At 58.1% G+C, this 22,695-nt stretch carries 20 protein-coding genes; 11 read left to right on the top strand and 9 right to left on the bottom strand.

Annotated elements, in window-relative coordinates; genetic code table 11:
• The first annotated feature begins 59 nt into the window (after window positions 1–59).
• From E5Q11_RS05945 to E5Q11_RS05920, 6 genes are read left to right on the top strand one after another with little or no spacing between them, the layout of a single operon-like run.
• Window positions 60–992: a hypothetical protein gene (locus E5Q11_RS05945; RefSeq protein WP_135802511.1), complete on the top strand. Its 933-nt coding sequence runs from the start codon at window positions 60–62 to the stop codon at window positions 990–992.
• Window positions 993–1,003: 11 nt separating this feature from the next.
• On the top strand, window positions 1,004–1,807 hold the full coding sequence (locus E5Q11_RS05940) for an HAD-IIB family hydrolase (protein WP_135802510.1): 804 nt from the start codon (window positions 1,004–1,006) through the stop codon (window positions 1,805–1,807).
• A gap of 29 nt (window positions 1,808–1,836) precedes the next feature.
• Window positions 1,837–3,063: a glycosyltransferase family protein gene (locus E5Q11_RS05935; protein WP_135802509.1), complete on the top strand. Its 1,227-nt coding sequence runs from the start codon at window positions 1,837–1,839 to the stop codon at window positions 3,061–3,063.
• On the top strand, window positions 3,060–4,790 hold the full coding sequence (locus tag E5Q11_RS05930) for a sugar phosphorylase (RefSeq protein WP_135802508.1): 1,731 nt from the start codon (window positions 3,060–3,062) through the stop codon (window positions 4,788–4,790). The genes E5Q11_RS05935 and E5Q11_RS05930 overlap by 4 nt, the downstream gene beginning before the upstream one ends.
• Before the next feature lie 15 nt (window positions 4,791–4,805).
• Window positions 4,806–5,924 carry a tRNA-queuosine alpha-mannosyltransferase domain-containing protein gene (locus E5Q11_RS05925; protein WP_135802507.1) on the top strand — a complete coding sequence of 373 codons (1,119 nt, stop codon included), beginning with the start codon at window positions 4,806–4,808 and terminating at the stop codon, window positions 5,922–5,924.
• A gap of 19 nt (window positions 5,925–5,943) precedes the next feature.
• The gene (locus E5Q11_RS05920) at window positions 5,944–6,909 is read left to right on the top strand and encodes an NAD(P)H-quinone oxidoreductase (RefSeq protein WP_135802506.1); all 966 of its coding nucleotides are present in this window, start codon (window positions 5,944–5,946) and stop codon (window positions 6,907–6,909) included.
• 70 nt (window positions 6,910–6,979) lie between these two features.
• Here the strand turns inward: E5Q11_RS05920 and E5Q11_RS05915 are convergent, their stop codons facing one another.
• Window positions 6,980–8,857, bottom strand: coding sequence for an MFS transporter (locus E5Q11_RS05915; RefSeq protein ID WP_135802505.1), 1,878 nt, complete (start codon window positions 8,855–8,857; stop codon window positions 6,980–6,982).
• 158 nt (window positions 8,858–9,015) lie between these two features.
• On the opposite strand from E5Q11_RS05915, the gene E5Q11_RS05910 reads away from it, so the two are divergent.
• Entirely contained in the window at window positions 9,016–10,089 is a 1,074-nt protein-coding gene (locus E5Q11_RS05910) for a GGDEF domain-containing protein (protein WP_135802504.1), read from the top strand.
• An 8-nt stretch (window positions 10,090–10,097) separates the two neighbouring features.
• On the opposite strand, the gene E5Q11_RS05905 is transcribed toward E5Q11_RS05910, so the two are convergent.
• Entirely contained in the window at window positions 10,098–11,030 is a 933-nt protein-coding gene (locus tag E5Q11_RS05905) for a DUF1853 family protein (protein ID WP_135802503.1), read from the bottom strand.
• Between the two features lie 91 nt (window positions 11,031–11,121).
• Between E5Q11_RS05905 and E5Q11_RS05900 the strand changes: the two genes are divergently transcribed.
• The 3 genes from E5Q11_RS05900 to E5Q11_RS05890 are packed head-to-tail and all read left to right on the top strand — an operon-like array spanning window position 11,122 to window position 14,294.
• Window positions 11,122–12,528 carry a mannose-1-phosphate guanylyltransferase/mannose-6-phosphate isomerase gene (locus tag E5Q11_RS05900; RefSeq protein ID WP_135802502.1) on the top strand — a complete coding sequence of 469 codons (1,407 nt, stop codon included), beginning with the start codon at window positions 11,122–11,124 and terminating at the stop codon, window positions 12,526–12,528.
• A 31-nt stretch (window positions 12,529–12,559) separates the two neighbouring features.
• On the top strand, window positions 12,560–13,918 hold the full coding sequence (locus E5Q11_RS05895; protein ID WP_135802501.1) for a hypothetical protein: 1,359 nt from the start codon (window positions 12,560–12,562) through the stop codon (window positions 13,916–13,918).
• Window positions 13,911–14,294 (top strand): hypothetical protein, encoded by a 384-nt coding sequence (locus E5Q11_RS05890; RefSeq protein ID WP_135802500.1) that lies wholly within the window; start codon window positions 13,911–13,913, stop codon window positions 14,292–14,294. Before E5Q11_RS05895 ends, E5Q11_RS05890 begins: the two co-directional genes overlap by 8 nt.
• A 58-nt stretch (window positions 14,295–14,352) precedes the next feature.
• Here the strand turns inward: E5Q11_RS05890 and E5Q11_RS18105 are convergent, their stop codons facing one another.
• Window positions 14,353–14,940, bottom strand: a complete 588-nt coding sequence (locus E5Q11_RS18105) for a cold-shock protein (RefSeq protein WP_135802499.1) — start codon at window positions 14,938–14,940, stop codon at window positions 14,353–14,355.
• 159 nt (window positions 14,941–15,099) lie between these two features.
• Here E5Q11_RS18105 and E5Q11_RS05880 point away from each other — a divergent pair, with 159 nt between their 5' ends.
• Window positions 15,100–15,351: a SlyX family protein gene (locus E5Q11_RS05880; RefSeq protein ID WP_135802498.1), complete on the top strand. Its 252-nt coding sequence runs from the start codon at window positions 15,100–15,102 to the stop codon at window positions 15,349–15,351.
• Between the two features lie 2 nt (window positions 15,352–15,353).
• Here the strand turns inward: E5Q11_RS05880 and dapE are convergent, their stop codons facing one another.
• Genes dapE through map form a run of 6 tightly spaced genes read right to left on the bottom strand, consistent with a single transcriptional unit; the run spans window position 15,354 to window position 22,520 of the window.
• Window positions 15,354–16,505 (bottom strand): succinyl-diaminopimelate desuccinylase, encoded by a 1,152-nt coding sequence (gene dapE, locus E5Q11_RS05875; protein ID WP_135802497.1) that lies wholly within the window; start codon window positions 16,503–16,505, stop codon window positions 15,354–15,356.
• A complete protein-coding gene (gene dapD / locus E5Q11_RS05870; RefSeq protein ID WP_135802496.1) occupies window positions 16,492–17,520 on the bottom strand; it encodes a 2,3,4,5-tetrahydropyridine-2,6-dicarboxylate N-succinyltransferase in 1,029 nt (342 codons plus the stop codon). The genes dapE and dapD overlap by 14 nt, the downstream gene beginning before the upstream one ends.
• A 31-nt stretch (window positions 17,521–17,551) precedes the next feature.
• A complete protein-coding gene (locus E5Q11_RS05865) occupies window positions 17,552–17,896 on the bottom strand; it encodes an ArsC family reductase (RefSeq protein WP_135802495.1) in 345 nt (114 codons plus the stop codon).
• On the bottom strand, window positions 17,893–19,095 hold the full coding sequence (gene dapC, locus E5Q11_RS05860) for a succinyldiaminopimelate transaminase (protein WP_135802494.1): 1,203 nt from the start codon (window positions 19,093–19,095) through the stop codon (window positions 17,893–17,895). The genes E5Q11_RS05865 and dapC overlap by 4 nt, the downstream gene beginning before the upstream one ends.
• On the bottom strand, window positions 19,092–21,749 hold the full coding sequence (locus E5Q11_RS05855; protein WP_135802493.1) for a [protein-PII] uridylyltransferase: 2,658 nt from the start codon (window positions 21,747–21,749) through the stop codon (window positions 19,092–19,094). The genes dapC and E5Q11_RS05855 overlap by 4 nt, the downstream gene beginning before the upstream one ends.
• Window positions 21,750–22,520: a type I methionyl aminopeptidase gene (map, locus tag E5Q11_RS05850; RefSeq protein ID WP_135802492.1), complete on the bottom strand. Its 771-nt coding sequence runs from the start codon at window positions 22,518–22,520 to the stop codon at window positions 21,750–21,752.
• Between the last annotated feature and the right edge of the window lie 175 nt (window positions 22,521–22,695).

Below are 22,695 nucleotides of genomic sequence, written 5' to 3'. Positions count from 1 at the left end.
CTGCAGCCTCAGTGATTATGTCCTGAGGCCAGCAAACACTAAAAACCGGGGAAACCGACGTGGCAACGCCCGATCTCACCAGCATTATTCACCGATTAATTGAGCAGGAATCCCTGCCGGCGTCCTACGGGGACATTGTTCGCAAGGTTATTCTGCCCTTGGCGCAGCACATCCAGAGCCTTCGGGGGGACCGTCAGCGGCCGGTCATTGTCGGCGTCAACGGCGCCCAGGGTACTGGCAAGTCTACGCTGACCCTGTTTCTGAAGGAGCTGCTGACGGTTCTGTATAACGTGCCGACAGCCAGCTTTTCCATTGACGATCTGTATCTCACCCGAGCCGAGCGTGAAACCCTGGCGGCGGAACAGCATCCCCTGTTGCTGACCCGTGGCGTGCCCGGCACCCATGATCTGGCTTTGGGTCAGCAGCTGATCGACCGGCTCATTTCTGCCAGCGCGGATTCCGACACACCGATTCCCGCTTTTGAAAAAGCCCGGGACGACCGCGCGCCCCGGGCAAGCTGGCCTGTATTCAAAGGCCGGGCAGAGGTGGTGCTGCTTGAAGGCTGGTGCGTTGGCGCCCTGCCGGAGGCCAGCGGGGAATCCCTTGCTGAACCGATCAACGTTCTGGAACAACAGGAAGACACCGATGGTGCCTGGCGGCGTTACGTCAACCAGTGTCTTAAAGGCGAGTATTCGACATTCTTCGGGCAGATTGACTGTCTGATCATGCTGAAGGCTCCGTCCATGGAGTCCGTTCTGGAGTGGCGCACGCTCCAGGAACAGAAACTGAAACAGAAAACCAGCGTTGCACCAGAACAGGGCGGCCCACAGTCCAGCCGTTTGATGTCCAATGATCAGATTGCCCGTTTCATCATGCATTACGAGCGGATTACCCGCGCCTGCCTCGCCGAAATGCCCGCCCGTGCGGATGCGGTGGTTTATGTTGGTGATGATCACAGTTATAGCGAACCGCTGATCCGTCAGCGTCAATAGAGGATACGGTTATGCCCAAGCCCCGTCTGATCATATTTTCCGATTTGGATGGCACGCTTCTGGACCACGACAACTACGACTGGTCCCCCGCCAGATCGGCGATGGAGAGGCTTGCGGCATCAGAGATTCCGGTGGTGCTGAATTCCAGTAAAACCATCAGCGAAATCCGCAAGGTGCGTGAACAGATGGGGAATCAGGCACCGTTCATTGTCGAAAATGGTGCAGCGGTGGTGATACCGGCGAACTGTTTTGGGGCGTCGGATGAGCAGGTGAAACGTTTTGGGGCACCCAGAGCCGATGTGCTGGCGTTGCTGGCCAGGCTACGGGAGGAGGGCTTTGAGTTCTCCGGATTTGCGGATATGTCTCCTGCTGAGATTTCAAAGCACTCCCGCCTGTCTGAAGCAGAAGCGGAACTGGCACGGGACAGAGTCGCGACCGAGCCGCTGCTGTGGCACGGGGATGAAGAATCGCTGGCCGCATTCCGTCAGAAACTGGAAGCGGAAAACTGCCGTCTGGTCCAGGGCGGGCGCTTTCTTCACGCCATGGGAAATTTCGATAAAGCCGATGGGGTCCGGTTTTTGCTGAAGAAATACAAGGAGCAGGATCCGGCAGGCCGAATGATTGCGATTGCGCTGGGCGACAGCCCTAACGACCAGCACATGCTGGAAGAGGCGGATATCGCGGTGATTGTTCGGGGTGTGCACTCAGACAGCGTGGTGCTGCCGTCCCAGAGCCGCGCCATCCGGTCGCTCAAGCCGGGGCCGGCGGGCTGGAATGAATGCGTGCTGAACCTGCTGATCGAATACGGCTACTGATCAGGCCTTAACCCAACAGGAGCGCCACCATGGGCGACTTTTACCAGAACGGAATAATCACGACCCTTCACAACCTGGTTCGCCGGCCTGTGGAAGATCTGGAAAAGGAATTGATGGGCTTTCGCAAGGAGCGGCCCATGTCGCTGGTGCTGCCTTCCCTCTACTCTGAACTGGAAGGGCCGGCGCTTAAAAATATTGTCAGCGAACTGGCCAAGGTGCCCTACCTGGAGCAGATCGTGATCGGTCTGGACCGGGCCGATGAAGCTCAGTACCGCCATGCCCTGGAATATTTCTCGGAGCTGCCCCAGCACGTGCGGGTGCTCTGGAACGACGGGCCAAGGCTTCGGGCGCTGGACAAACAGTTGCGGGATCAGAACCTGGCTCCCACGGAAATGGGGAAGGGGCGCAACGTCTGGTACTGCTTCGGTTATATCCTGGCCAGTGGCCGCAGCAAAGCCGTGGCCTTGCACGACTGTGACATCCTGACCTATAGCCGGGACCTGGTCGCCAGGCTGATCTACCCGGTGGCCAACCCCGGTTTCAATTACATGTTCTGCAAGGGGTATTACGCCCGGGTAGCAGAAGGCAACATGAACGGGCGGGTCAGCCGGTTATTGGTCACCCCGCTGATTCGCGCGCTCAAAAAAGTCGCCGGCCCCAACGATTATCTGGATTACCTGGACAGCTTCCGCTACCCACTGGCCGGCGAATTCTCGTTTCGCACCGATGTGATCAACGATCTGCGTATTCCCAGCGACTGGGGGCTGGAAGTCGGGGTGCTGTCGGAAATGAAGCGCAACTACGCCACCAACCGCCTGTGCCAGGTGGACATTGCCGACACCTACGATCACAAGCACCAGGACCTGTCTGAGGAGGACGCCAGCAAAGGCCTTTCGAAGATGAGCACGGACATCAGCAAGGCACTGTTCCGAAAGCTGGCCACTAATGGCGAGATTTTTTCCAACGAGAAGTTCCGCACCATCAAGGCCACGTATTACCGGATTGCCCTGGATTTCATCGAGACCTATCAGAGCGATGCCGTCATCAACGGTCTGGATTTTGATCGCCATAAGGAAGAGAAAGCGGTGGAACTGTTTGCCCAGAACGTGATGCTGGCCGGGGCCTATTTTCTGGATAACCCCATGGACACACCGTTCATTCCCAGCTGGAACCGGGTGACCAGTGCCATTCCGGATATCAAGGAACAGTTGATGGAAGCGGTGGAACTGGATAACGAGGAGTTTTCCCGCCCGTGACCCGCCCCCTTCATCACAAGCTGGCGACCATGCTGGGCGTGGTTTATCCCGAGCTGGATGCCCCGGCACTGGCGGCCCGCCTGCTGGAGACCATGGGGCTGGCGGATGATGCCGCTGCGCCACCGGCGCACCAGAACAACTGGGACGAATCGGACGTCATGCTGATCACCTACGCGGATACGGTGCAGTCAGCGGGCGAGAAGCCACTGAAAACCCTGCTGCGGTTCCTGGACGACTGCCTGAGCGATACCGTGTCTGTGGTCCATCTGCTGCCGTTTTTCCCCTACAGCTCCGATGATGGCTTTTCGGTGATGGACTACCTCGCGGTGAATGAATCCCACGGCGACTGGGAAGACGTTGAGGCCATCGCCAGGCGTTACAAGGTGATGTCCGATCTGGTGATCAATCATATGTCGGCGCGGAGCCGCTGGTTCGAGAATTTCAAAAAGCGGATCGATCCGGGTAAAGACTATTTCTTTGAAGCCAGGCCAGGCGATGATCTGAGCGCGGTGGTCAGACCCAGAACCTCGCCGCTGCTGAATGCGGTGCAGACGGAAGACGGCGAGCGGTATGTCTGGTGTACCTTCAGCGAAGATCAGGTAGACCTGAACTTTGCCAACCCGGAGGTGCTGAATGAGTTTGTCGGCATTATCCGCTATTACCTGGAACGGGGGATCACCTATTTCCGGATGGACGCAGTGGCGTTCCTCTGGAAGGAAGTGGGCACGCCCTCGATCCACCTGCAGCAGACCCACGAGCTGATCAAGATTCTGCGGTTGCTGATTGAACACCACACGCCCGAGTGCGTTGTCATTACCGAAACCAACGTGCCCAATCGGGAGAACCTGACCTACCTGGGCAACGCCAATGAAGCCCACGTTATCTATAATTTTTCTCTGCCGCCGCTGCTGATCAATACTCTGGTCACCGGCAACTGCCGACATCTGAAAACCTGGCTCATGAGCATGCCGCCGGCGCAGATGGGCACCACCTACCTGAATTTCATTGCCTCCCACGACGGGGTGGGGTTGCGGCCGACCGACGGCCTGCTGGATGAGGACGAAAAACAGCGGCTGATCAACACCATGGAATCTTTCGGCGGCAAGGTGTCTTACCGCCGTACCCCGGATGGCAAGGATCAGCCCTATGAAATGAACATCGCGCTGTTTGATGCGCTAAAAGGCACCGCCGAAAAAGGTGCTGACCATTGGCAAATGCAACGCTTCATCTGCGCTCACACAGTGATGCTGGCGCTTGAGGGTATTCCGGCCTTCTACATTCACAGCCTGCTGGGCACTGAAAACGATTACGACCGGATGGAAAACACTGGGCGTTTCCGCTCCATCAACCGGGCCCAGTGCCAGATAGATCGCCTGGAAACCCAGCTGGCGGACCCGCAGAATCATCATCACAGGGTGTTCAATGAACTCAAGCGGTTGATTGCCATTCGCCGCAGGCAGCCGGCTTTTCATCCAAACGCTACCCAGTTCACCCTGCATCTCGGGTTGCAGCTGTTCGGGTTCTGGCGCCAGAGCATGCGACGTGACCAGTCCATTTTCTGTATTCACAACATCACCAGCGAAACCCAGGAGGTGTCGCTGGCGGAGATCAACCTGATTGGCACGGACCACTGGCAGGATCTGATTTCCGGCATGGCAGTCAACGACCTTTCCGGCAGCATTACCCTGAAACCTTACCAAAGTGTGTGGTTGTCCAACCGGGATTAGTGTCAGAATGCGGCCATGCCCGATTCAGACAAGCCCCGAATTCTGCTGTTATCCGCCTACGACGCTGGCAGTCACCAGCGCTGGCGGAAGCAACTGGTGGCCAGTCAGCCGGATTTCAGGTGGGAGGTGCTGGCGCTGCCGCCCCGGTTCTTCCGCTGGCGCATTCGCGGCAACGCGCTGACCTGGTTGAATGAACCCGCACTGCAGGAACCTTCGGATCTGTTGGTTGCCACTTCCATGGTGGATCTGGCGACCCTGAAAAGCTTTCAACCCCATCTTTGCCACACGCCCTCGCTGCTGTACATGCACGAAAACCAGTTTGCCTACCCGGACTCCGGGAAGCAGCATGCCAGCGTTGATCCGCAGATGGTGAACCTTTACAGCGCCATTGCCGCAGACCGGGTGGCGTTTAACAGCGCCTGGAACCGGGACAGTTTCCTCGAAGGCGCGCGGGCGTTTCTTGACCGGATGCCGGATGGCCTGCCGGACGGTCTGATTGCAAGGCTGGCTGACAAATCTACGGTCTTGCCCGTGCCCATCGAAGACCGGCTTTTTGAACCGGGTTGCCGGCAACTGAACACCGATTGCCCGCACCTTTTGTGGAACCACCGCTGGGAATACGATAAATCACCGGACCGTCTCCTATTGCTGCTGGACGCGCTGGGGGATATGGGGCAGGATTTCCGGCTGAGCGTGGTGGGGGAGCAGTTCCGTCAATCGCCGGGTGCCTTTGATCAAATCCGCCAGCGTTATCATGGGCAGATTCAGAACTGGGGTTTCCTGCAGGATCGGGCAGATTACGACCGCCTGCTGGCCCAGGCCGATGTGGTGGTTTCGACGGCATTGCATGATTTTCAGGGCCTGTCGGTGCTGGAAGCCATGGCTTCCGGCTGTGTGGCCCTGGCGCCGGATCGCCTGGCGTACCGGGAATACGTGCCGGCTAATCAGTGTTATGCCAGCCTAGAGGATGATCCAGCGGCAGAATCCCGGGCTGCAGCGCATACACTGATACGGATGCTGAAATCATCACCGGCAGTTGAAAGCTCAGCGCCGGAAAAGTGGCGCCTGAGCTATCTGAAGAAACTCTATCACCAAGAAATTCAGACATTACTGAATCATGATCAAGACATCTAAACGCGGGGGAAATGTGCAGATGCCAAAAGCCATCAGGGTCAAGGGGCAATCACTGATCTGGGAAGACTGCGAGCCAGTCACGGAAGTGCCGGAAAATCATGTGGCCATTGATATCGCCTGGACGGCCGTCAACCGCGCCGACCTGATGCAAAGGGCTGGCGTGTACCCACCGCCGCCCGGTGCGTCTGACATTCTTGGCCTTGAGGTCAGCGGCACTGTCGCCAGCGTGGGCAAAGGCGTGACCAGCTTCAGCCCCGGCGATGAAGTCTGCGCGCTTCTAACGGGTGGTGGCTATGCCACGCAGGTGGTGGTTCCTGCGGTTCAGGTGCTGCCTGTTCCAAAGGGCTATGGCCTGCGGGAAGCGGCGGCGATTCCGGAGGTTTTCGCTACCGCCTGGCTGAATCTGTATCACGAAGCCCAGTTGAAACCAGGCGAGAAAGTACTGGTGCACGCCGCGGCCAGCGGCCTGGGCACCGCGGTCATTCAGTTGGCTACGGCGCTGGGCAACCCAGTGTTTGCGACAGCCGGGGACGACGACAAGCTGGAAATCTGCAAGCGCCTGGGCGCGTCAGGCAGCTGGACCCGCAGCAAGGGTTCTTTCGTGGAAGCGGTTACCGGCTGGGGCGGCGTAGACATGGTGCTGGACCCGGTAGGCGGTAGCTACATTGCCGATGATCAGAAAGTGCTGAACGTGGATGGGCGGATCGTTCTGATTGGTATTCTGGGCGGCCGGATGGCAGAAGTGGATCTGGGTATCATGCTGGTCAAACGCCAGCGCCTGATTGGTTCAACCCTGCGTTCGCGCACGGTCGCAGACAAGGGGGCAGTCATGACGGCCCTGTTCAAACACGTATGGCCCCTGCTGAGTGCCCGCCAGATCGAACCGGTGATTGACCAGTCCTGGCCCATTGAAGAAGCAGACGCCGCCATGGCACACGTCGCCGACAACAAGAACATCGGCAAGGTTCTGCTGCAAATCCCCTGATGGGGTCAGACCCCAGTGCATTCTGTCAGGCAAAATGTCGCGGGGTCTGACCCCATGGTTGGTCCGGGCGCTACCGGCTATGGCCCCGCAGATCCTTGACCCGTATTTCCAGCATGGCCGCATTGGCATCTTCTGGCGGCACGGGCGGTTCAGCCAGCAGCTCGATGCGTGACCAAAAGCGCTTCGGGAAGTGCCTCATCGCCGGGCCGCCGCAATGGCTGAAGAAGCTTCCCCACAGGCCGCGCAGGGCCATGGGCACCACCGGCACGGGCCGCCTTTCAAGAATAATGTCGACACCCGCTCGGAATGCTGCAATCTCGCCGTCGCTGGTGAGCCGGCCTTCAGGGAAGATGCACACCACGTTTCCAGCCTTGAGCTCCTCATCGATTCGTTCAAAGGCGGCATTGTAGATGTCAGGCACGGTGTTTTTTGAACCAATGGGAATGGCGCGGGCCATTCTGAAGAGTCCGCCCAGCAAAGGCGTTCTGAAGATATGATGGTCCATGACGAACCGTATCGGCCGGCGTACCGCCCCGGCAATGATCAGCGCATCCATGTAGGTCACGTGGTTGCAAACCAGCAGTACTGGGCCCTCATCCGGAATTTGGCGCAACCCCTGATGTTTCACGCGGTAAATGGTATGGGACAGAATCCATACGATAAAGCGCAGGGCGAACTCCGGCAGTTGCTGGTATACAAATCCGGCGACGATCAGATTCATGATCGACAGCACCAGGAAAAACTCCGGAATGCTGAGGCCGATCACGCCCAGCATGATCACGCCCATAATGGCACTGACTACCATGAACAGGGCGTTGAAAACGTTCAGTGCGGCAATAACCCGAGCCCGGTGCTCTTCCGGCGTTTCTTTCTGCACGAAGGCATAGAGTGGAACGATAAACAGCCCGCCGAAGAAGCCGATGCCCAGCAGGTCGATGGCAACACGCCGGTATTCTGCGTCCTGGAGGATGGACAGCCAGTTGGAAGGTGAGGGGTTGGCAGGCATGCTCAGATACAGGTCCAGACCAAACAGGCTGAGTCCGATTGAGCCAATAGGAACGATGCCCAGTTCAATGCGGTGCCCTGAAAGCCGCTCGCAGGCCATGGAGCCCAGGGCAATGCCGATGGTGAAAATGGCCAGCAGCAGGGTGACAACGGTTTCGTCGCCCATCAGGTCAGTCTTTGCGAAATTGGGGAACTGCGTCAGGTAGGCGGCGCCCAGGAACCAGAACCAGGAAATGGCCATGATGCACAGCAGCACCGAGTAATTCTCGGCTGCCAGCCTCATTAGCTTCCAGGTTTCCCTGAAAGGGTTCAGGCCGATCCTGACGCCGGCATGGGTGGTACCGGTTTTCGGAATCCTGCGGGCGGCCAGGTAACCAAGAATGGCGATACCTAATGCGCCAAAAGCGGCCAGTTTGTGGGGTTCGTTCAGTCCCATCAACAAGCCGGCCGCTATGGTGCCCACCAGAATGGCAACGAAGGTGCCCATTTCCACCAGGGCGTTGCCGCCCACCAGTTCGTCGTCTTCCAGCACCTGGGGCAGGATGGCGTATTTCACCGGGCCAAAAAAGGTGGATTGCGTGCCCATCAGGAACAGCAGCAAAAGCAGCAGTTCGTACCATTGATGCCAGAGCCCCACGGCAGCGACGGCCATGATCACGATTTCCGCCAGTTTCACCCAACGGATAAAACCGGATTTCTCGTACTTGTCGGCCATCTGCCCGGCAAGTCCGGAAAACAGGAAAAATGGCAGGATGAACAGAAAGGCAGCTATGTTAACGACAATGTCGATGGACAGGCCTGCAAGGCTACCGGCCGTGTAGGTAATCAAAAGCAGCAGGGTCTGCTTGAACAGATTGTCGTTGAACGCCCCGGAGAACTGGGTCAGAAAGAAGGGCAGAAAGCGCCGCTGGGTCAATAGTCGGAATTGGCTCTGGTCATCCATGATTGAAAACCTGTCGCAGTTTTATAAGGTGGCTACATTCTGCCACAACTCCGGTAACAAATTGGGACACAGAGTTTTCATCATTTTACGTTTCTGGCAGGCAAGTTCTCGTTTTTCAGCGTATTTTCAGTAGTGTTTCATCGAAGAGTAACCGTTGTATGAGTCAGGCTGGAAGTGAATCCGCCAGGGAAACTGCCAGGGACCGCAAGCCCCGCTTCTGGCAGGTGGCAAAACGCTGTTGTCAGATAGCCGCCTCGGTGGATGTGGCCTTCTTTTTCATTTTTCATTACCTGGGTTCGCCGATTCTGGCCTGGGTTAATGTGGTCAGCATCACCATGTATGCCGTGGCTTACTGGGCACTGGGGCGCAAGCTCAATGTGCTGGCGGTGGGTCTGATCTGGGCAGAAGTCATACTTCATGCCGCTATCGGTATTTCTATGATCGGCTGGGATGCCGGTTTCCATTACTACCTGATGCTGTTCATTCCTGCGCTGTTTGTCAGTATGCCTTTAAAGCATTCTGTGCCGGCGTTTACGGTGTTGTGGGGCTACTATGTTGGCCTGTACCTGATGACCTGGTTCTTTGAGCCGCTGCAGCCCATAGCGTCCGAGGCGCTGTTGGCGCTGAACCTGTTCAATCTGACGGTGGTGTTCTCGATGTTCGCCTATCTGTCGTTCTTCTATCTGCGCAATGTGTCATCGGCGCATCGGAAACTTCAGCAGATGGCGACCACCGACCCACTGACCCGGCTGTTTAACCGCCGGCACATGACCTATCTGGCCAAGAAAGAACTGGCGCGCTTTGAGCGAAGCGGCCATCCGGTATCGTTCATCGTGCTGGACATTGACCACTTCAAGACGATCAACGACCAGTATGGTCATGAGGCCGGGGACTTCGTGCTACAGGAGGTGGCCAGGGTAATCCAGGAACAGCTGCGGGCGCAGGATCTTGTAGCTCGTTGGGGTGGGGAGGAGTTTCTTGCGATTCTGCCGGATACCACGATTGATGAAGCCAGTGTCGGCGCGGAGCGAATCCGCAAAGGATTGCTGGGCAATCAGTGGACGACCCCGGGTGGTGACGTCCTTGAGCTTACGGTCAGTGCTGGAGTCAGCGAATACCGCCCTGACGACGACCTGAATGCGGCCATTAACCGTGCAGATCGTGCGCTTTACCGGGGCAAGGAAGGTGGCCGTAACCGGGTGGAACTGGAAGCTGCGGAAGACGGCGCTTGAAACGGCTGTCAGTCGATTGGCCAACTGTCGGGTACCACGAAAAACCGGCAGGTCTCCCTCCAGACGTGCTCTCCTGAAACAGGTTCAAGCACCGCAAACAGCCGTGGAATTGCCTTCGAACGCACCATCTCCAGGGCGTTTTCAACGGACTGCTGTTCTGGCTCGATGTCCTGCTGCCACAACCCCAGCCAGTGTGGTTTCATCAGTGGAGCCCACTGCCCCCTAAGGGCGTCCGGTAAGCTGGCCGAAGCCGTCATACGGTCGAGCTCGCTGATGTAAAGCCATTCGCCCCGCAGATGCTCCGCCGGCATCGTTGCGGGCGGCGGAAGCGCCTGGCCCGCCGGGTAGAACAGATATCCCGGCATGAAGATCCTGGAACGGGATGGCGTCGGAATCGCCATCGAGTGAAGAAGCGCTCTGGTTTGCGGCTTTTCCGTCAGCCGACTCTGTTGTTCGGTCAGTTTTGCCGACTTGAGATCCAGCCGGTCCCTGGCGTTCGGGCCATACCACAATGGTGGTGTCTGCTCTGCGCCGGCAAAGCCAAGATAGAATTTCACAGCGACCTCGTGGTGTTCCACCTGCTGATTGGCGGGATTGCGCACTATGAAATCCAGTTCGCCCAGAGTGAGGCCGTCAGCCCTGACGGCCTGATTCCTCAGCAGGATCTCCCAGCCCAGCAGGTCTTTCAGCAGGCACTCGTAGAGGCTTTCAAAATATTGCCCCAGGCGCCGCGGGGGCGTCTCAGTGAGCAGGTCCGGTCCTTTTTCCGGGTCTGCATCCCAGGCGCTGAGCCGTGTGGCCAGGTCAGCGGGCAGGTGTGGCGCCAGGATAAACCTATGGGACGGTGACATAAGCTGCGGCGCCTGGCACATCCAGGCCAGATGGCGAACAGCGGGTACCCGGTACTGGCTATGGTTGAGGTCATCAGAATACTGGTTCATTGCCCTAGCATACGGGATTTAATCAGCCCTGGCGGGACATTACCGCGGGCTTTAAGGTAAAATTCCGACAAATTCAGACCAAGGATGATTCATGCTGGCAGTGATTCTCTCAGGTGGCTCAGGCACACGACTGTGGCCGCTTTCCCGTGAAGCTTTCCCGAAGCAGTTTTTGCCGGTTGTGTCAGACGACTCGCTGCTGGCAGAGACCATTGATCGTGGCCTCCAGCTTGATGAGCAGGTGCGGGTACTGGCGATTACCAACGAGGAGCACCGTTTTGTTGTTGCCGCCCACTTGCAGGCCCAGGCTCCGGAGCGCACAGCGGGAATCATCCTTGAGCCGGTGGGCCGCAACACCGCCCCGGCCATTGCCCTGGCGGCGCTGGCAGCCGCGGAAGAGAATCCGGAAGAACTGTTGCTGGTCATGCCCTCTGACCACGTGCTTAAAAACAACGACGCATTTCGCCAGGCCACCGCTGAGGGTTCCAAAGCTGCGCGGGCGGGCAAACTGGTGACCTTTGGCATTATTCCTGATGCACCTCATACCGGCTATGGCTATATCAAATCCGGTGAATCCCATGGCACCTATCAGGATGTGGCGGCGTTTGTGGAAAAGCCGGATCAGGCCACCGCCGAGCGTTACCTCAGCGAGGGTGGTTACCTGTGGAACAGCGGTATGTTCCTGTTCCGCGCCGATCGTTACATTGAAGAACTGGAGCGCCAGCAGCCCGCAATGATGGCTGCATGCCGCGAAGCCTGGAGCCAGCGCAAGGCGGACATGGACTTCACCCGCGTCGGTGCCGATGCCTTCAAACAGTGCCCGGATGACTCCATCGACTACGCAGTCATGGAAAAAACCCGTGATGCCGTGGTGGTGCCGCTCGATGCCGGCTGGTCAGATGTCGGGTCCTGGTCTGCGCTCTGGGACATCCAGCCGCACGATGAAAACGACAATGTCTGCCGAGGGGATGTGATCACCGAAGACGTTTCCGGCTCCTACATTCATTCCGAAGGTCGTCTGATTGCGGCTCTGGGCCTGACCGATCATGTGATTGTGGAAACTGACGATGTGGTGCTGGTCGCCGACCGGTCCCGGGTTCAGGATGTGAAAAAGCTGGTGTCCCAGGTGAAAGCCCAGGGCCGTTCCGAGCACCGTTTCCACAAAAAGGTCCATCGTCCCTGGGGGACCTATGAGGGTGTCGCAACCGGAGAGCGTTTCCAGGTCAAGCGGATTACGGTCAAGCCGGGGGCTTCCTTGTCGCTGCAGAAGCACCATCATCGCGCCGAGCACTGGGTGGTCGTGAAGGGCACCGCCACCGTGAACCGGGGCGACGAAGTTCTGCTGCTGACGGAAGACCAGTCCACGTACATTCCTCTTGGTGTGACCCATCGCCTGACCAATCCAGGCGTTATTCCGCTGGAACTGATTGAAGTCCAGACCGGAAGTTATCTGGGCGAGGACGACATTGTGCGCTTCGAGGACACCTACAACCGGGTCTGACCCAGACCCCGAAACGAACAGGGAGATGTTCATGGAAGACTGGCAAGGATGCCTCAGTCCCGACTGTCAGACTGCTCTGCAGAATGCCCGTGCCCGGGTAACCCGCCGCGGAGGGCATGCAGTTACCCTGGAAGACCTGCTGTTGGCCATGCTCGACGACATTCCCGAGCTGTGCCGTTTTCTTCAGCGCCAGGGCGTTGACCTGGACGAACTGACCCGGACCATCCAGTGCGAACAACCCATTGTGACTGAGGTGGCCAGCGACAATCTGCTGTCTTCCCAGCTGGTGTACTGGTTGGATAGGGCCCGGGAAGTGACCGGCGCAGTGTGGCTGGAATGGCCCGAACTTCTGCAGACACTGATTCAAAGCTCAGACCGGCTGCAGGAAAAAGCCTACGTTGCCGTTCTGGAAGCGGTCAGCCATTGGCCCGTGGCCATGACAGATCCGATGGGCGACGGCCACGCGGGTAGCTCTGATGACGACCGTCCGGTGGTCATGGCCGATGCCCGCTGGTTGCAACTGGTTGATGACCTCAGCGTTCGGCTGTCGGCAAATCCACCGGCCCTGGTATGGATCCGGGGTGAGCGTGGCAGCGGCAAAAGCAGCCTGCTCAGGTCCCTGGTCTCTGCACTTCCGGGAGGTGCCGTTGAGGTTAATCTCCGCCGCGAGGCAGAGGTGCTGGCCAGTGAACAGTCAGTCATGCCCACATTGGTGCTGGATAATGTCTCGCCGGCAGATCTGATCACGTTCATGTCCTCGGAATTCAGTGTCGCGCGTGAATTGGTGACCGGTTTTACCGGGTCTGTGCTGCTGGTCGGCCCGGATTCACCAGCCAGCGACAAAGCCGTTGAGCAGTTGCAGCAGATACTTGGCCGGTCTCTTCAGGCATTCAATATGCCGCCGTGCAGCATCAGCCAGAAGCAGGCAATTCTGACGGCTCATCAGCCAATCATTGAAAAGCGCTGGCGTATTGAACTGGCACCGGGGCTGGTGGAATACGCAGCTGCAAACCGGCAACCATCGGTTGCGTCACCGGGGGCCATGCTGAACTGGCTGGAATCTGCTGCCGCCCGTCTGCATCTGTTCGCCGAGCGTGGCCCGATGGAGGCCGCAGCGCTTGCCGGGCAGGCGGACTCGTTGCGCCGGCAATCGTTACTGGCGCTCGCCCGGCACCAGGCCATTGACGGATTTGAGTGTTCCGTTGAGGTGATAGACGCCCGGCAGCATGCCTGTGAGGCGCGCTGGCGTGAACGGGAACGCCAGGGCTCGCTGAGGATTCTTAAAACCGCCGACCTTCAGGCAGAGCTGGATCGCCGGGTTGCAGCCAGTAGCCGGTCAGGCCAATATAGGATCGATAAAAATCAGACCGGAGAGTTTGGGCTTGCGTGACCTTGAAATCTATATTCGTGATCTTGATCTTCTGGCTGTCAGGCAGTGGCTTGGCAGCCATCTTGATCAGCTGGATCTGCCCGGCGAGGAGTTGGTCCAGGGCGTGAGGCCAATCAGGGCGCGGGCAGCCTATAACGGGTGTGATATCAGGGCGACCATCTACCCGCAGGCGGGCGGTAAACGCTATGCATCTCTCATCATTGAAGGGGCGGAATTGCCCTGGGATTCGGATCTGGAGTGTGGTCGCAGTGCCTGGCAGGCCCTGGCCACTGAGATTCGTTGCAGCCCCGGCGATTGGAAAGAAGGTGAGCCGGTGGAAGATGAACGCTGGTGGCGCATTGATCAGCGCGGTGAGCAACTGGCGGTCTGGAACTGAAAAAGGCAGCTGTTCGCTGCCTCTTTCAGTGTGTTCCGATGGTTCAGAACGATCGCTATCAGTCTTCCAGAATAGACACGTTGTCTGCCTGAAGGCCTTTATCGGCATCCACTACGTCAAACCGTACGAGCTGGCCCTGGCGTAGAACGCGGCGTCCCTGGCCACGAATAGCCCGGAAATGCACGAAAATTTCGTCGCCGCTGTCACGAACGATAAAGCCAAAACCTTTCTTCACATTGAACCACTTGACAGTGCCTTCTTCATTGCCTTCGGGGCCGGTATCGTCATGGCCCTGGTCGTCAAAGTCCTGCTGGCGGGGCTTCGATTGACGCGGCGCGGCTTTGGCGGGCGCCCGTTTTGCACTGGCGCCGGTATTACCGGTATTCATCTTGGAGGGTGGCTTGGCAGCCAGAGCAACGGTACAGAAGCCCGCGAGAGCAAACAGGATGACGGACAGAATATAGGCTGCAATGCCCTGGCCACTGCCAAGAACGAACGTGGTGTTATTGGCCAGTTCGCTGGTTCCGGATGCTGACAGAATCTGGAAAAGTTCCGGGGTGAAGGTCACCAACAGAAAGCCAAGGATAAACGGTGACGGGATAGCGACCAAAAGGGCGAGAACGATCGCTTTTGCTGGATTTCGCATGGACTACTTTTTCTCCATTCTTGTAACACTGACGATAAAGAACCGGATCTCGGGTAAACTCGTGTATCCGGTGGTGAAATTCGCCCGAAGCGAATACCGGGGGCGAATAAAGGCGGAATGATACCAGATAACGGGAGGCGCTGACCAAGCATGGTGAGCATGAGCACAGCGAATAACGCAAACAGCCGCCGCGATAGTTCCGGTGAACTGGCCCGGCGGCTGGACGAGCTTGAAACACGGGTTGCCTTTCAGGATGACCTGATCAATACCCTGAGCGAACAGGTGGCTCGGCAGGAGCTGGATATCCGTGAGCTCTGGGAAGCCAAAAAGCACCTGAACAACCAGCTCAAGGAAGTGTCATCCTCAAATATCCGCAAGGAAGAAGACGAGGCGCCTCCGCCTCATTATTGATATCAGGCCAGCAGTTCCACCAGAATCTGCTCGTACATCTCAGACAGGATATCCAGGTCAGCGGCTCTCACGCATTCGTTGACCTTGTGGATGGTGGCATTGCGCGGGCCCAGTTCCAGAACCTGGGCGCCGGTGGGCGCAATAAAGCGGCCGTCCGACGTTCCGCCTGACGTGGAAAGCTCGGTTTCCTCGCCGGTTATGGTGCGAATGGCGTTCTGGGCCGCAGACACCAGGGCGCCGCTGTCGGTCAGAAACGGCCGCCCGCTGAGATTCCATTGCAGATCGTATTTCAGCTTGTGTCGGTCTAGGATGGCGACTACCCGCTCTTCCAGGCTTTCGGCGGTGTTTTCGGTGCAATAACGGAAATTGAAATGCACCAGGCATTCCCCCGGGATCACGTTACTGCCGGTGCCGGCCTCGATCTTTGTGATCTGGAAGGTGGTGGGCGGGAAGAAGTCGTTGCCATGATCCCAGAACTCGTTCGCCAGCGCGTCCAGCGCCGGTGCCACGGTATGAACCGGATTCTCTGCCAGGTGCGGATAGGCGACATGGCCCTGAATGCCGTGCACGGTCAGGTAGCCATGCAGTGAACCCCGCCGACCGTTCTTGATCACGTCGCCAACGCGGTCAGTGCTGGAGGGCTCGCCGATCAGGCACCAGTCGATTTTCTCGTTCCTGGCTTCCAGGGTCTCAACCACTTTCACCGTGCCGTTTTTGGCCGGGCCCTCCTCGTCGCTGGTAATCAGCAGGGCAATGGAACCCCGGTGATTCGGGTGCTGCTTCACGAACCGCTCGCAGGCGGTGACGAAGGCGGCCAGGCTGCCTTTCATGTCTGCTGCGCCACGACCGTGCAGGTAGCCGTCCTGATCAATCTCGCCGGAAAAAGGCGGGTGCACCCAGTTTTTCTCCGGCCCGGTCGGCACTACATCGGTATGTCCGGCAAACGCCAGCACCGGGCCGTCCGAGCCCTTGCGGGCCCAGAGGTTATCGGTGTCGTCAAAGCGCATGGACTCACCCTTGAAGCCCAGGGCTTCAAGGCGTGACATCATCAACTGCTGACAGCCGGCATCGTCAGGGGTGACCGAAGGACGCCGAATCAGATCGACGGCCAGGTCCAGTGTGGCAGAGCGCTGGGCTGAATCAGTTGTTGGCATGGAGTTCTTCATTCAGCTCGATGGCGGTCTTGTGGGATTTGCATTCTACCGCGCCGGTCTGGCTGTTGCGGCGGAACAGCAGGTCGGTTTTGCTGGCCAGGTCCCGGGCTTTCACAACTTCTACCAGTTCGTTGTTTTCGTCCAGCAGCGCGACTTTGGTGCCAGCGGTAATGTAAAGGCCGGCTTCCACCTTGCAGCGATCACCCAGCGGAATGCCGATACCGGCATTGGCGCCGATCAGGCAGTTCTCACCCACCGAAATAATGATATTGCCGCCACCAGACAAGGTGCCCATGGTGGAGCAACCGCCGCCAAGATCAGAGCCTTCACCAATCATTACACCGGCTGAAATCCGGCCTTCGATCATGCTCTTGCCTTCGGTGCCGGCGTTGAAGTTGATAAAGCCTTCATGCATGACGGTGGTGCCTTCGCCGACATAGGCGCCCAGTCGAACGCGAGCGGTATCGGCAATGCGGACGCCTTTGGGAACCACGTAGTCCGTCATCTGCGGGAACTTGTCCACTGACTTGACTTCAAGGGTGCGGCCTTCAATGCGGGCCTTGAGCTGGCGGTCCGGCAGTTCGTTCAGATCCACCGCGCCTTCGTTGGTCCAGGCCAGATTCGGCAACAGGCCGAAGATCCCGTCTAGCTTGAGTTCGTGGGGCCGTGCCTGGCGGCTGGAGATCAGGTGCAGCTTCAGGTACACCTCTGGTGTGCTCGATGCGGTGTCGTCGGTGTCCAGCAGGGTGACCACGACCGGTCGTTTGCTGTCCGCCGCTTTGGCAGCCAGCGTGGACTGCTCCATCTGACCGATCTGCCGCAGGCCGTCGGCCAGGGATTTGAGCTGTTCAGGCTTTACTGCAATCGCCTGGTTGCCGCCCTGGTAGCCCAGAACGTTGCGAGCCACTTCGATGAGGCCATTATCCGGGGTAATCACCGGCAGCTGATAGAAGACTTCCAGCCACTCGCCCTTGTTATTCTGGGTGCCGATACCGATGCCGAATGCAAAACTCATTGATGTGCTCCTGAATGATTAATGTTGAAAGTTAGTGTTTGAACTGGCTGGCCCAGTCATCTGCGTTGAAACCGACGCTGACGCCGCCGCTGGTCTCGACCACCGGCCGCTTGATCAGCGATGGGTTGTCCAGCATCAGTTCATGGGCCGTGCTGGCGCTGATATTATCACGAACCTGCTCGGGCAGTTTTCTCCAGGTAGTGCCGCGCCTGTTCACCAGGGCTTCCCAGCCCAGGGATTTCTCCCACTGCGTCAGGGTGTCCGGGCTCAGGCCATCCTTCTTGAAATCATGAAACTGGTAATCGATGCCGGCGTCGTCGAGCCATTTACGGGCTTTCTTGACGGTATCGCAGTTGCGGATGCCAAAGATTTTCACGGTTGGTAATTCCTCACAAAAGTAACGATTCGCTTTGCCGCCTCAACGCACTCGTCAACCGGGGCAACCAGTGCCATGCGCACCCGGTTCTCACCGGGGTTGTGGCCATCTACTGTGCGGGACAGGTAGCGGCCGGGCAAAACGTGAACGTTTTGCTGCGCGGACAATTCCCGGGCGAAGGTTTCGTCGTCAAACGGCGTTTCCGGCCAGAGGTAGAAACCGGCATCGGGAAAATCCACGTCCATGACTTCGCGCAGAATGGGCACAACGGCCTCGAATTTGGCCCGGTAGGCCGCACGGTTTTCCCGAACGTGATCTTCATCCTGCCAGGCAGCGATACTGGCCAGCTGGTTGTGAATCGGCATGGCGCAGCCGTGGTAGGTGCGGTATTTCAGGAACCCCGCCAGAACGCTTGCATCCCCGGCCACGAATCCTGACCGCAGGCCCGGCAGATTGCTGCGTTTGGACAGGCTGTGGAACACGATGCACCGGGCGAAATCATCTCGACCGATGGCGGCGCAGGTCTGTAGCAGACCTTCAGGCGGGTTGTTTTCATCGGGGTAGAGCTCGGAATAGCACTCGTCAGAGGCCACGATGAAATCGTATCGGTCAGCCAGTTCAATCACTCGTGCCAGGGTTTTCCGGGGCATCACCGATCCACTGGGGTTGCCAGGGGAGCAGAGGAACAGCACCTGGCAATCCTCCCACACGGAGGTTGGCACCCGGTCAAAGTCCGGAATGAAATCGTGGGCGGCATCGCAGGCCAGGTAGTGGGGTGTTGCGCCTGCCAGAAACGCGGCGCCTTCGTAAACCTGATAGAACGGATTGGGACTCACCACCGTTGCCGGCCTGCTGCTGTCCACTACGGACTGTACCAGTGAGAAAATGCCTTCGCGGGTGCCGTTGACCGGCACGATGTGATGTTCCGGCGTCAGTGTTCCGGGCGTCAGTGAAAATCGCCGCGTGGCCCAGTCGGCAATGGCCTGGCGCAATTCATCGATGCCTCGGGTGCTGGGGTAATTGGCCAGCTTGTCGAGGTTGTCTGCGATTACCTGTTTCACAAAATCCGGTGACGGATGCTTGGGTTCGCCAATCCCCAGGGAAATGGAGCGCAAATGCCCGGGCACCCGGATGCCTGCTTTCAGGCTGCTTAGTTTCTCGAACGGGTAGGGGTGCAGTCGGTCCAGATCAGGGTTCATGTCAGGTCGTCCAGGGTTGTGCACAGATCCCGCTGCAGGGAACGGCAGGCTTCAGGGTCATGGATTGGTTCGCCGTACTCATCCGTAACGAAGAACACGTCCTCCACCCGTTCACCAAGCGTTGCGATCTTGGCGTTGGTCAGTCTTACCCGGTGTTCCAGCAAAACCTGGCCGACCCTTGCCAACAGGCCGGGGCGGTCCGGGGTGATCACTTCCATCACCGTGCGCTGGTTTACCGTGTCGTTATAGAACGTCACCTCCGTCGGGAAGGCGAAATGCTTCAGTTGGCGCGGTGTGCGGCGATGGATGATGTCCGGGTAATCATCGGGATCGTCCAGTTCCTCGATCAGCCGCTGGCGGACGCGGTCTTTTCGGGCCGGGTCAATGCCCAGGGGTTTGTGTTTTTCATCCAGAACAATATAGGAGCTGACAGAGTAGGGGCCGTCGCTGGAGCTGATGCGGGCGTCGACGATGTTCAGATTGAGCTGTTCCAGCACCGCAGTGGTCGCTGCAAACAGGTCTATGCGGTCGTGCATGTAGATGATGATCTGGGAATAGCCATCAGTCGGTCCGCCACGGGTATCCCGGATCATCACCAGCGGGTCGGGGTCGCCGCCATGGCGGATGATCGCAGCGGTCTGCCAGGCGATATCCACGGTGGAATCCTGGAGGAAGTAGTCTTCGTCCATGGTTTCCCAGATGCCGTCGATCTGCTCGTCGGTCATGTTCTGCGCGTGCAGGATTTCCCGCGCTTCAGACTGGGTAGCGCGTACCCATTCGTGGCGGTCCACCGGAGTCTGGGAATTGCGGCGCAGCGCCCGCTTGGCCTCGATATACAGCTGGCGCAACAGCGAAGCCCGCCAGGTGTTCCAGAGTTTCGGGTTGGTGGCGCTGATGTCGCATACCGTCAGTACATACAGGTAGTCCAGGTGCACCTGGCTGGGTACGGACTGGGCAAAAGCAAAAATGATATCCGGGTCGGATATGTCCTTGCGCTGGGCGGTCATCGACATCAACAGGTGATTTTCCACCAGCCAGGACGCCAGCTGGGTGTCCCGGTCGCTGAGGTGATGGCGCTGGCAGAAAGCTTCCACATCAATAGCGCCCAGTTCCGAGTGGTCACCACCGCGGCCTTTGGCGATGTCGTGGTAAAGGCCGGCGATGTAAAGGGTTTCCAGCTTCGGAAGATGATGAATCAGGCGGGACGCGAGCGGGTAATCGTTCCGCAGTTCGATGCTGTCCAGTTGTACCATGTTGCGGATGACCCGCATGGTGTGGGCGTCAACGGTATAGATGTGAAACAGGTCGTGCTGCATCTGGCCGATGATCTGGCCGAACTCGGGCAGGTAGCGGCCAAGCACGTTGTATTTCTTCATCGCCGACAGGGTCTGGTCCAGTTCATGGGGGGTTCGCAACAGTTCCATGAACAGAGAGGTCACCGCCAGGTCGGACCGGAAGGCATCATCAATCAGGTGGCGATGGGCCCGCAGAGAGCGGATGGTGGTCGCCCTTATGCCTTTGATTTCCGGATGCTGCGCCATCAGCACGAAAATTTCCATGATGGCGTAGGGAGAGTAGGCGAAGACCTGATTATTGACGGCTTCTATATAGAAGTTGCGGATCTGGAAACGTTTGTTCAGGGGCAGGACGTCATCCTCATCACCGGCGCCAATGATCGCTTCATCGTAATACTGCAGGATCACGTCGGTGAGCTCGGCCAGTGCCAGAACCGTACGATAGTAGGACTGCATCATCAGCTCGACGCCCAGGCGCTTGCCCTGATCCTTGTAGCCGAGCATCTGTGCCAGGGCCCGCTGGTGGTCAAACAGCAGCCGGTTCTCGTTGCGGTCGGCAATCAACTGCAGGCCATACCGGATCTGCCAGAGAAAGGTTTCTCCCTGCAGCAGAATCTGGTGTTCTTCCTCGGTCAGGATGCTGAAGCGGGTCAGGTCGGCGATGTTCTGCAGGCCAAAATGCCGTTTGGTAATCCAGCCGATGGTCTGGATGTCTCGCAGCGCGCCCGGTGAGCCCTTGACGTTGGGCTCCAGGTTGTACTCGGTATCGCCGTATTTTTTGTGTCGACGCTTCTGCTCTTCGCGCTTGGCCACGAAATAATCGATGTCGCTGCTGACTTCGTCCGAGTAGACTTTTTCGCTGAGCTCGGCTCTCAGATCGTCGGGGCCAGCAATAGTGCGGGTTTCTAGCAGGTTGGTCAGAATGGTGACGTCCTCTCGGGCTGACGCCATGCTTTCTTCAATGCTGCGAACGCTGTGGCCGATGTCCAGTTTCAGGTCCCACAGCAGCGTGACGAAACCACCGAGATCCTCTTGCCAGGATTCTTCTATGCCATTGCGGGTGAGAATCAGCAGGTCAATATCGGAGTGGGGATGTAGCTCGCCACGGCCATAACCGCCTACGGCAACCAGGGAAATGTCCGGAGAGCTGGCAAAGCTGTAGCGGTTCCAGATCAGCGACAGAACCCGATCAACCGTATGGGAACGGGAGCGGACCAGAGCGCGGATGTCCAGCTCTTCGGTGGCAATCTTCCGGAACGCTTCGGCGTCTTCCGTATACCGTGCTTTGAGAAGTTCGCGGGCAGCGGGTACCGGAGATGTGTCCTGGCTGATTCGGGTTTCGAGGGCGCTCAGGTCCACCTAGAAAGACTCATCCGGGCGGCGCGTCAGCACTTCGTGCCCGTCCGCAGTGACCAGAATGGTGTGTTCCCACTGGGCCGAGAGCTTGTGGTCCTTGGTAACAACGGTCCAGCCGTCGGGCAGCAGCTTGGTGTGGTACTTACCCTGGTTGATCATGGGCTCAATGGTGAAAATCATACCTTCCTTTAGCTCCATACCGGTCCCTGGTTTGCCGTAATGCATCACCTGGGGCTCTTCGTGGAATACCTTGCCGATACCGTGGCCGCAATAATCACGCACCACAGAGTAGCGGTGCTTCTCGGCGTGCTGCTGGATAACGTGCCCGATATCCCCCAATTGGGCGCCGGGCCGTACTAGCTCGATGCCTTTATATAGGCATTCCTGGGTAATCTGGATCAGCCGTTCTGAGCCGGGTTTGGGCTTGCCTACGATAAACATCTTGCTGGTGTCGCCGTGGTAGCCATCCTTGATGACAGTGACATCAATATTAAGGATGTCGCCCTCTTTCAGGATTTTCTTTTCGGTGGGGATGCCGTGGCACACCACATGGTTGACCGAGGTGCAGACGGATTTAGGGAAACCTTTGTAGTTAAGGGGCGCCGGAATACATTTCTGCTCGTTCACAATGTAATCGTGGCAGATGGCATCCAGCTTCTCGGTGCTGACGCCGGGCTGAACGTGCTCGCCGATCATTTCGAGTACATCGGCCGCCAGCTTGCCGGCAACACGCATCTTTTCGATTTCTTCCGGAGTCTTGATCGTTACCGTCATTGGGTTTCCCGTTGATTAAAACCAGAGCGCCATTTTAAGGGGGAGTGGGGCGGGGTACAAGGAAGGGCCCGGTAAACAGGCGGTCGGGGCCGATAAATTAATGGAACCCGGTGTCTGATTTATGGTATAAACGCGCCCGCTGGAAACGATTCCGGCAAATTCGCACACGCGTCAG

Origin of the sequence: Marinobacter confluentis (assembly GCF_004785685.1) — a bacterium.
Lineage (GTDB): Bacteria > Pseudomonadota > Gammaproteobacteria > Pseudomonadales > Oleiphilaceae > Marinobacter > Marinobacter confluentis.
The sequence above is the reverse complement of the archived record's forward strand: the minus strand, read 5'-3'. Positions and strand labels throughout refer to the sequence as shown.

Coding starts and splice junctions, on each gene's coding strand:
- E5Q11_RS05940 (WP_135802510.1), top strand. CDS start 1,004: ATGCCCAAGCCCCGTCTGATCATATTTTCCGATTTGGATGGCACGCTT.
- E5Q11_RS05935 (WP_135802509.1), top strand. CDS start 1,837: ATGGGCGACTTTTACCAGAACGGAATAATCACGACCCTTCACAACCTG.
- E5Q11_RS05925 (WP_135802507.1), top strand. CDS start 4,806: ATGCCCGATTCAGACAAGCCCCGAATTCTGCTGTTATCCGCCTACGAC.
- E5Q11_RS05920 (WP_135802506.1), top strand. CDS start 5,944: ATGCCAAAAGCCATCAGGGTCAAGGGGCAATCACTGATCTGGGAAGAC.
- E5Q11_RS05915 (WP_135802505.1), bottom strand. CDS start 8,857: ATGGATGACCAGAGCCAATTCCGACTATTGACCCAGCGGCGCTTTCTG.
- E5Q11_RS05910 (WP_135802504.1), top strand. CDS start 9,016: ATGAGTCAGGCTGGAAGTGAATCCGCCAGGGAAACTGCCAGGGACCGC.
- E5Q11_RS05905 (WP_135802503.1), bottom strand. CDS start 11,030: ATGAACCAGTATTCTGATGACCTCAACCATAGCCAGTACCGGGTACCC.
- E5Q11_RS05900 (WP_135802502.1), top strand. CDS start 11,122: ATGCTGGCAGTGATTCTCTCAGGTGGCTCAGGCACACGACTGTGGCCG.
- E5Q11_RS05895 (WP_135802501.1), top strand. CDS start 12,560: ATGGAAGACTGGCAAGGATGCCTCAGTCCCGACTGTCAGACTGCTCTG.
- E5Q11_RS18105 (WP_135802499.1), bottom strand. CDS start 14,940: ATGCGAAATCCAGCAAAAGCGATCGTTCTCGCCCTTTTGGTCGCTATC.
- E5Q11_RS05880 (WP_135802498.1), top strand. CDS start 15,100: ATGAGCACAGCGAATAACGCAAACAGCCGCCGCGATAGTTCCGGTGAA.
- dapE (WP_135802497.1), bottom strand. CDS start 16,505: ATGCCAACAACTGATTCAGCCCAGCGCTCTGCCACACTGGACCTGGCC.
- dapD (WP_135802496.1), bottom strand. CDS start 17,520: ATGAGTTTTGCATTCGGCATCGGTATCGGCACCCAGAATAACAAGGGC.
- dapC (WP_135802494.1), bottom strand. CDS start 19,095: ATGAACCCTGATCTGGACCGACTGCACCCCTACCCGTTCGAGAAACTA.
- map (WP_135802492.1), bottom strand. CDS start 22,520: ATGACGGTAACGATCAAGACTCCGGAAGAAATCGAAAAGATGCGTGTT.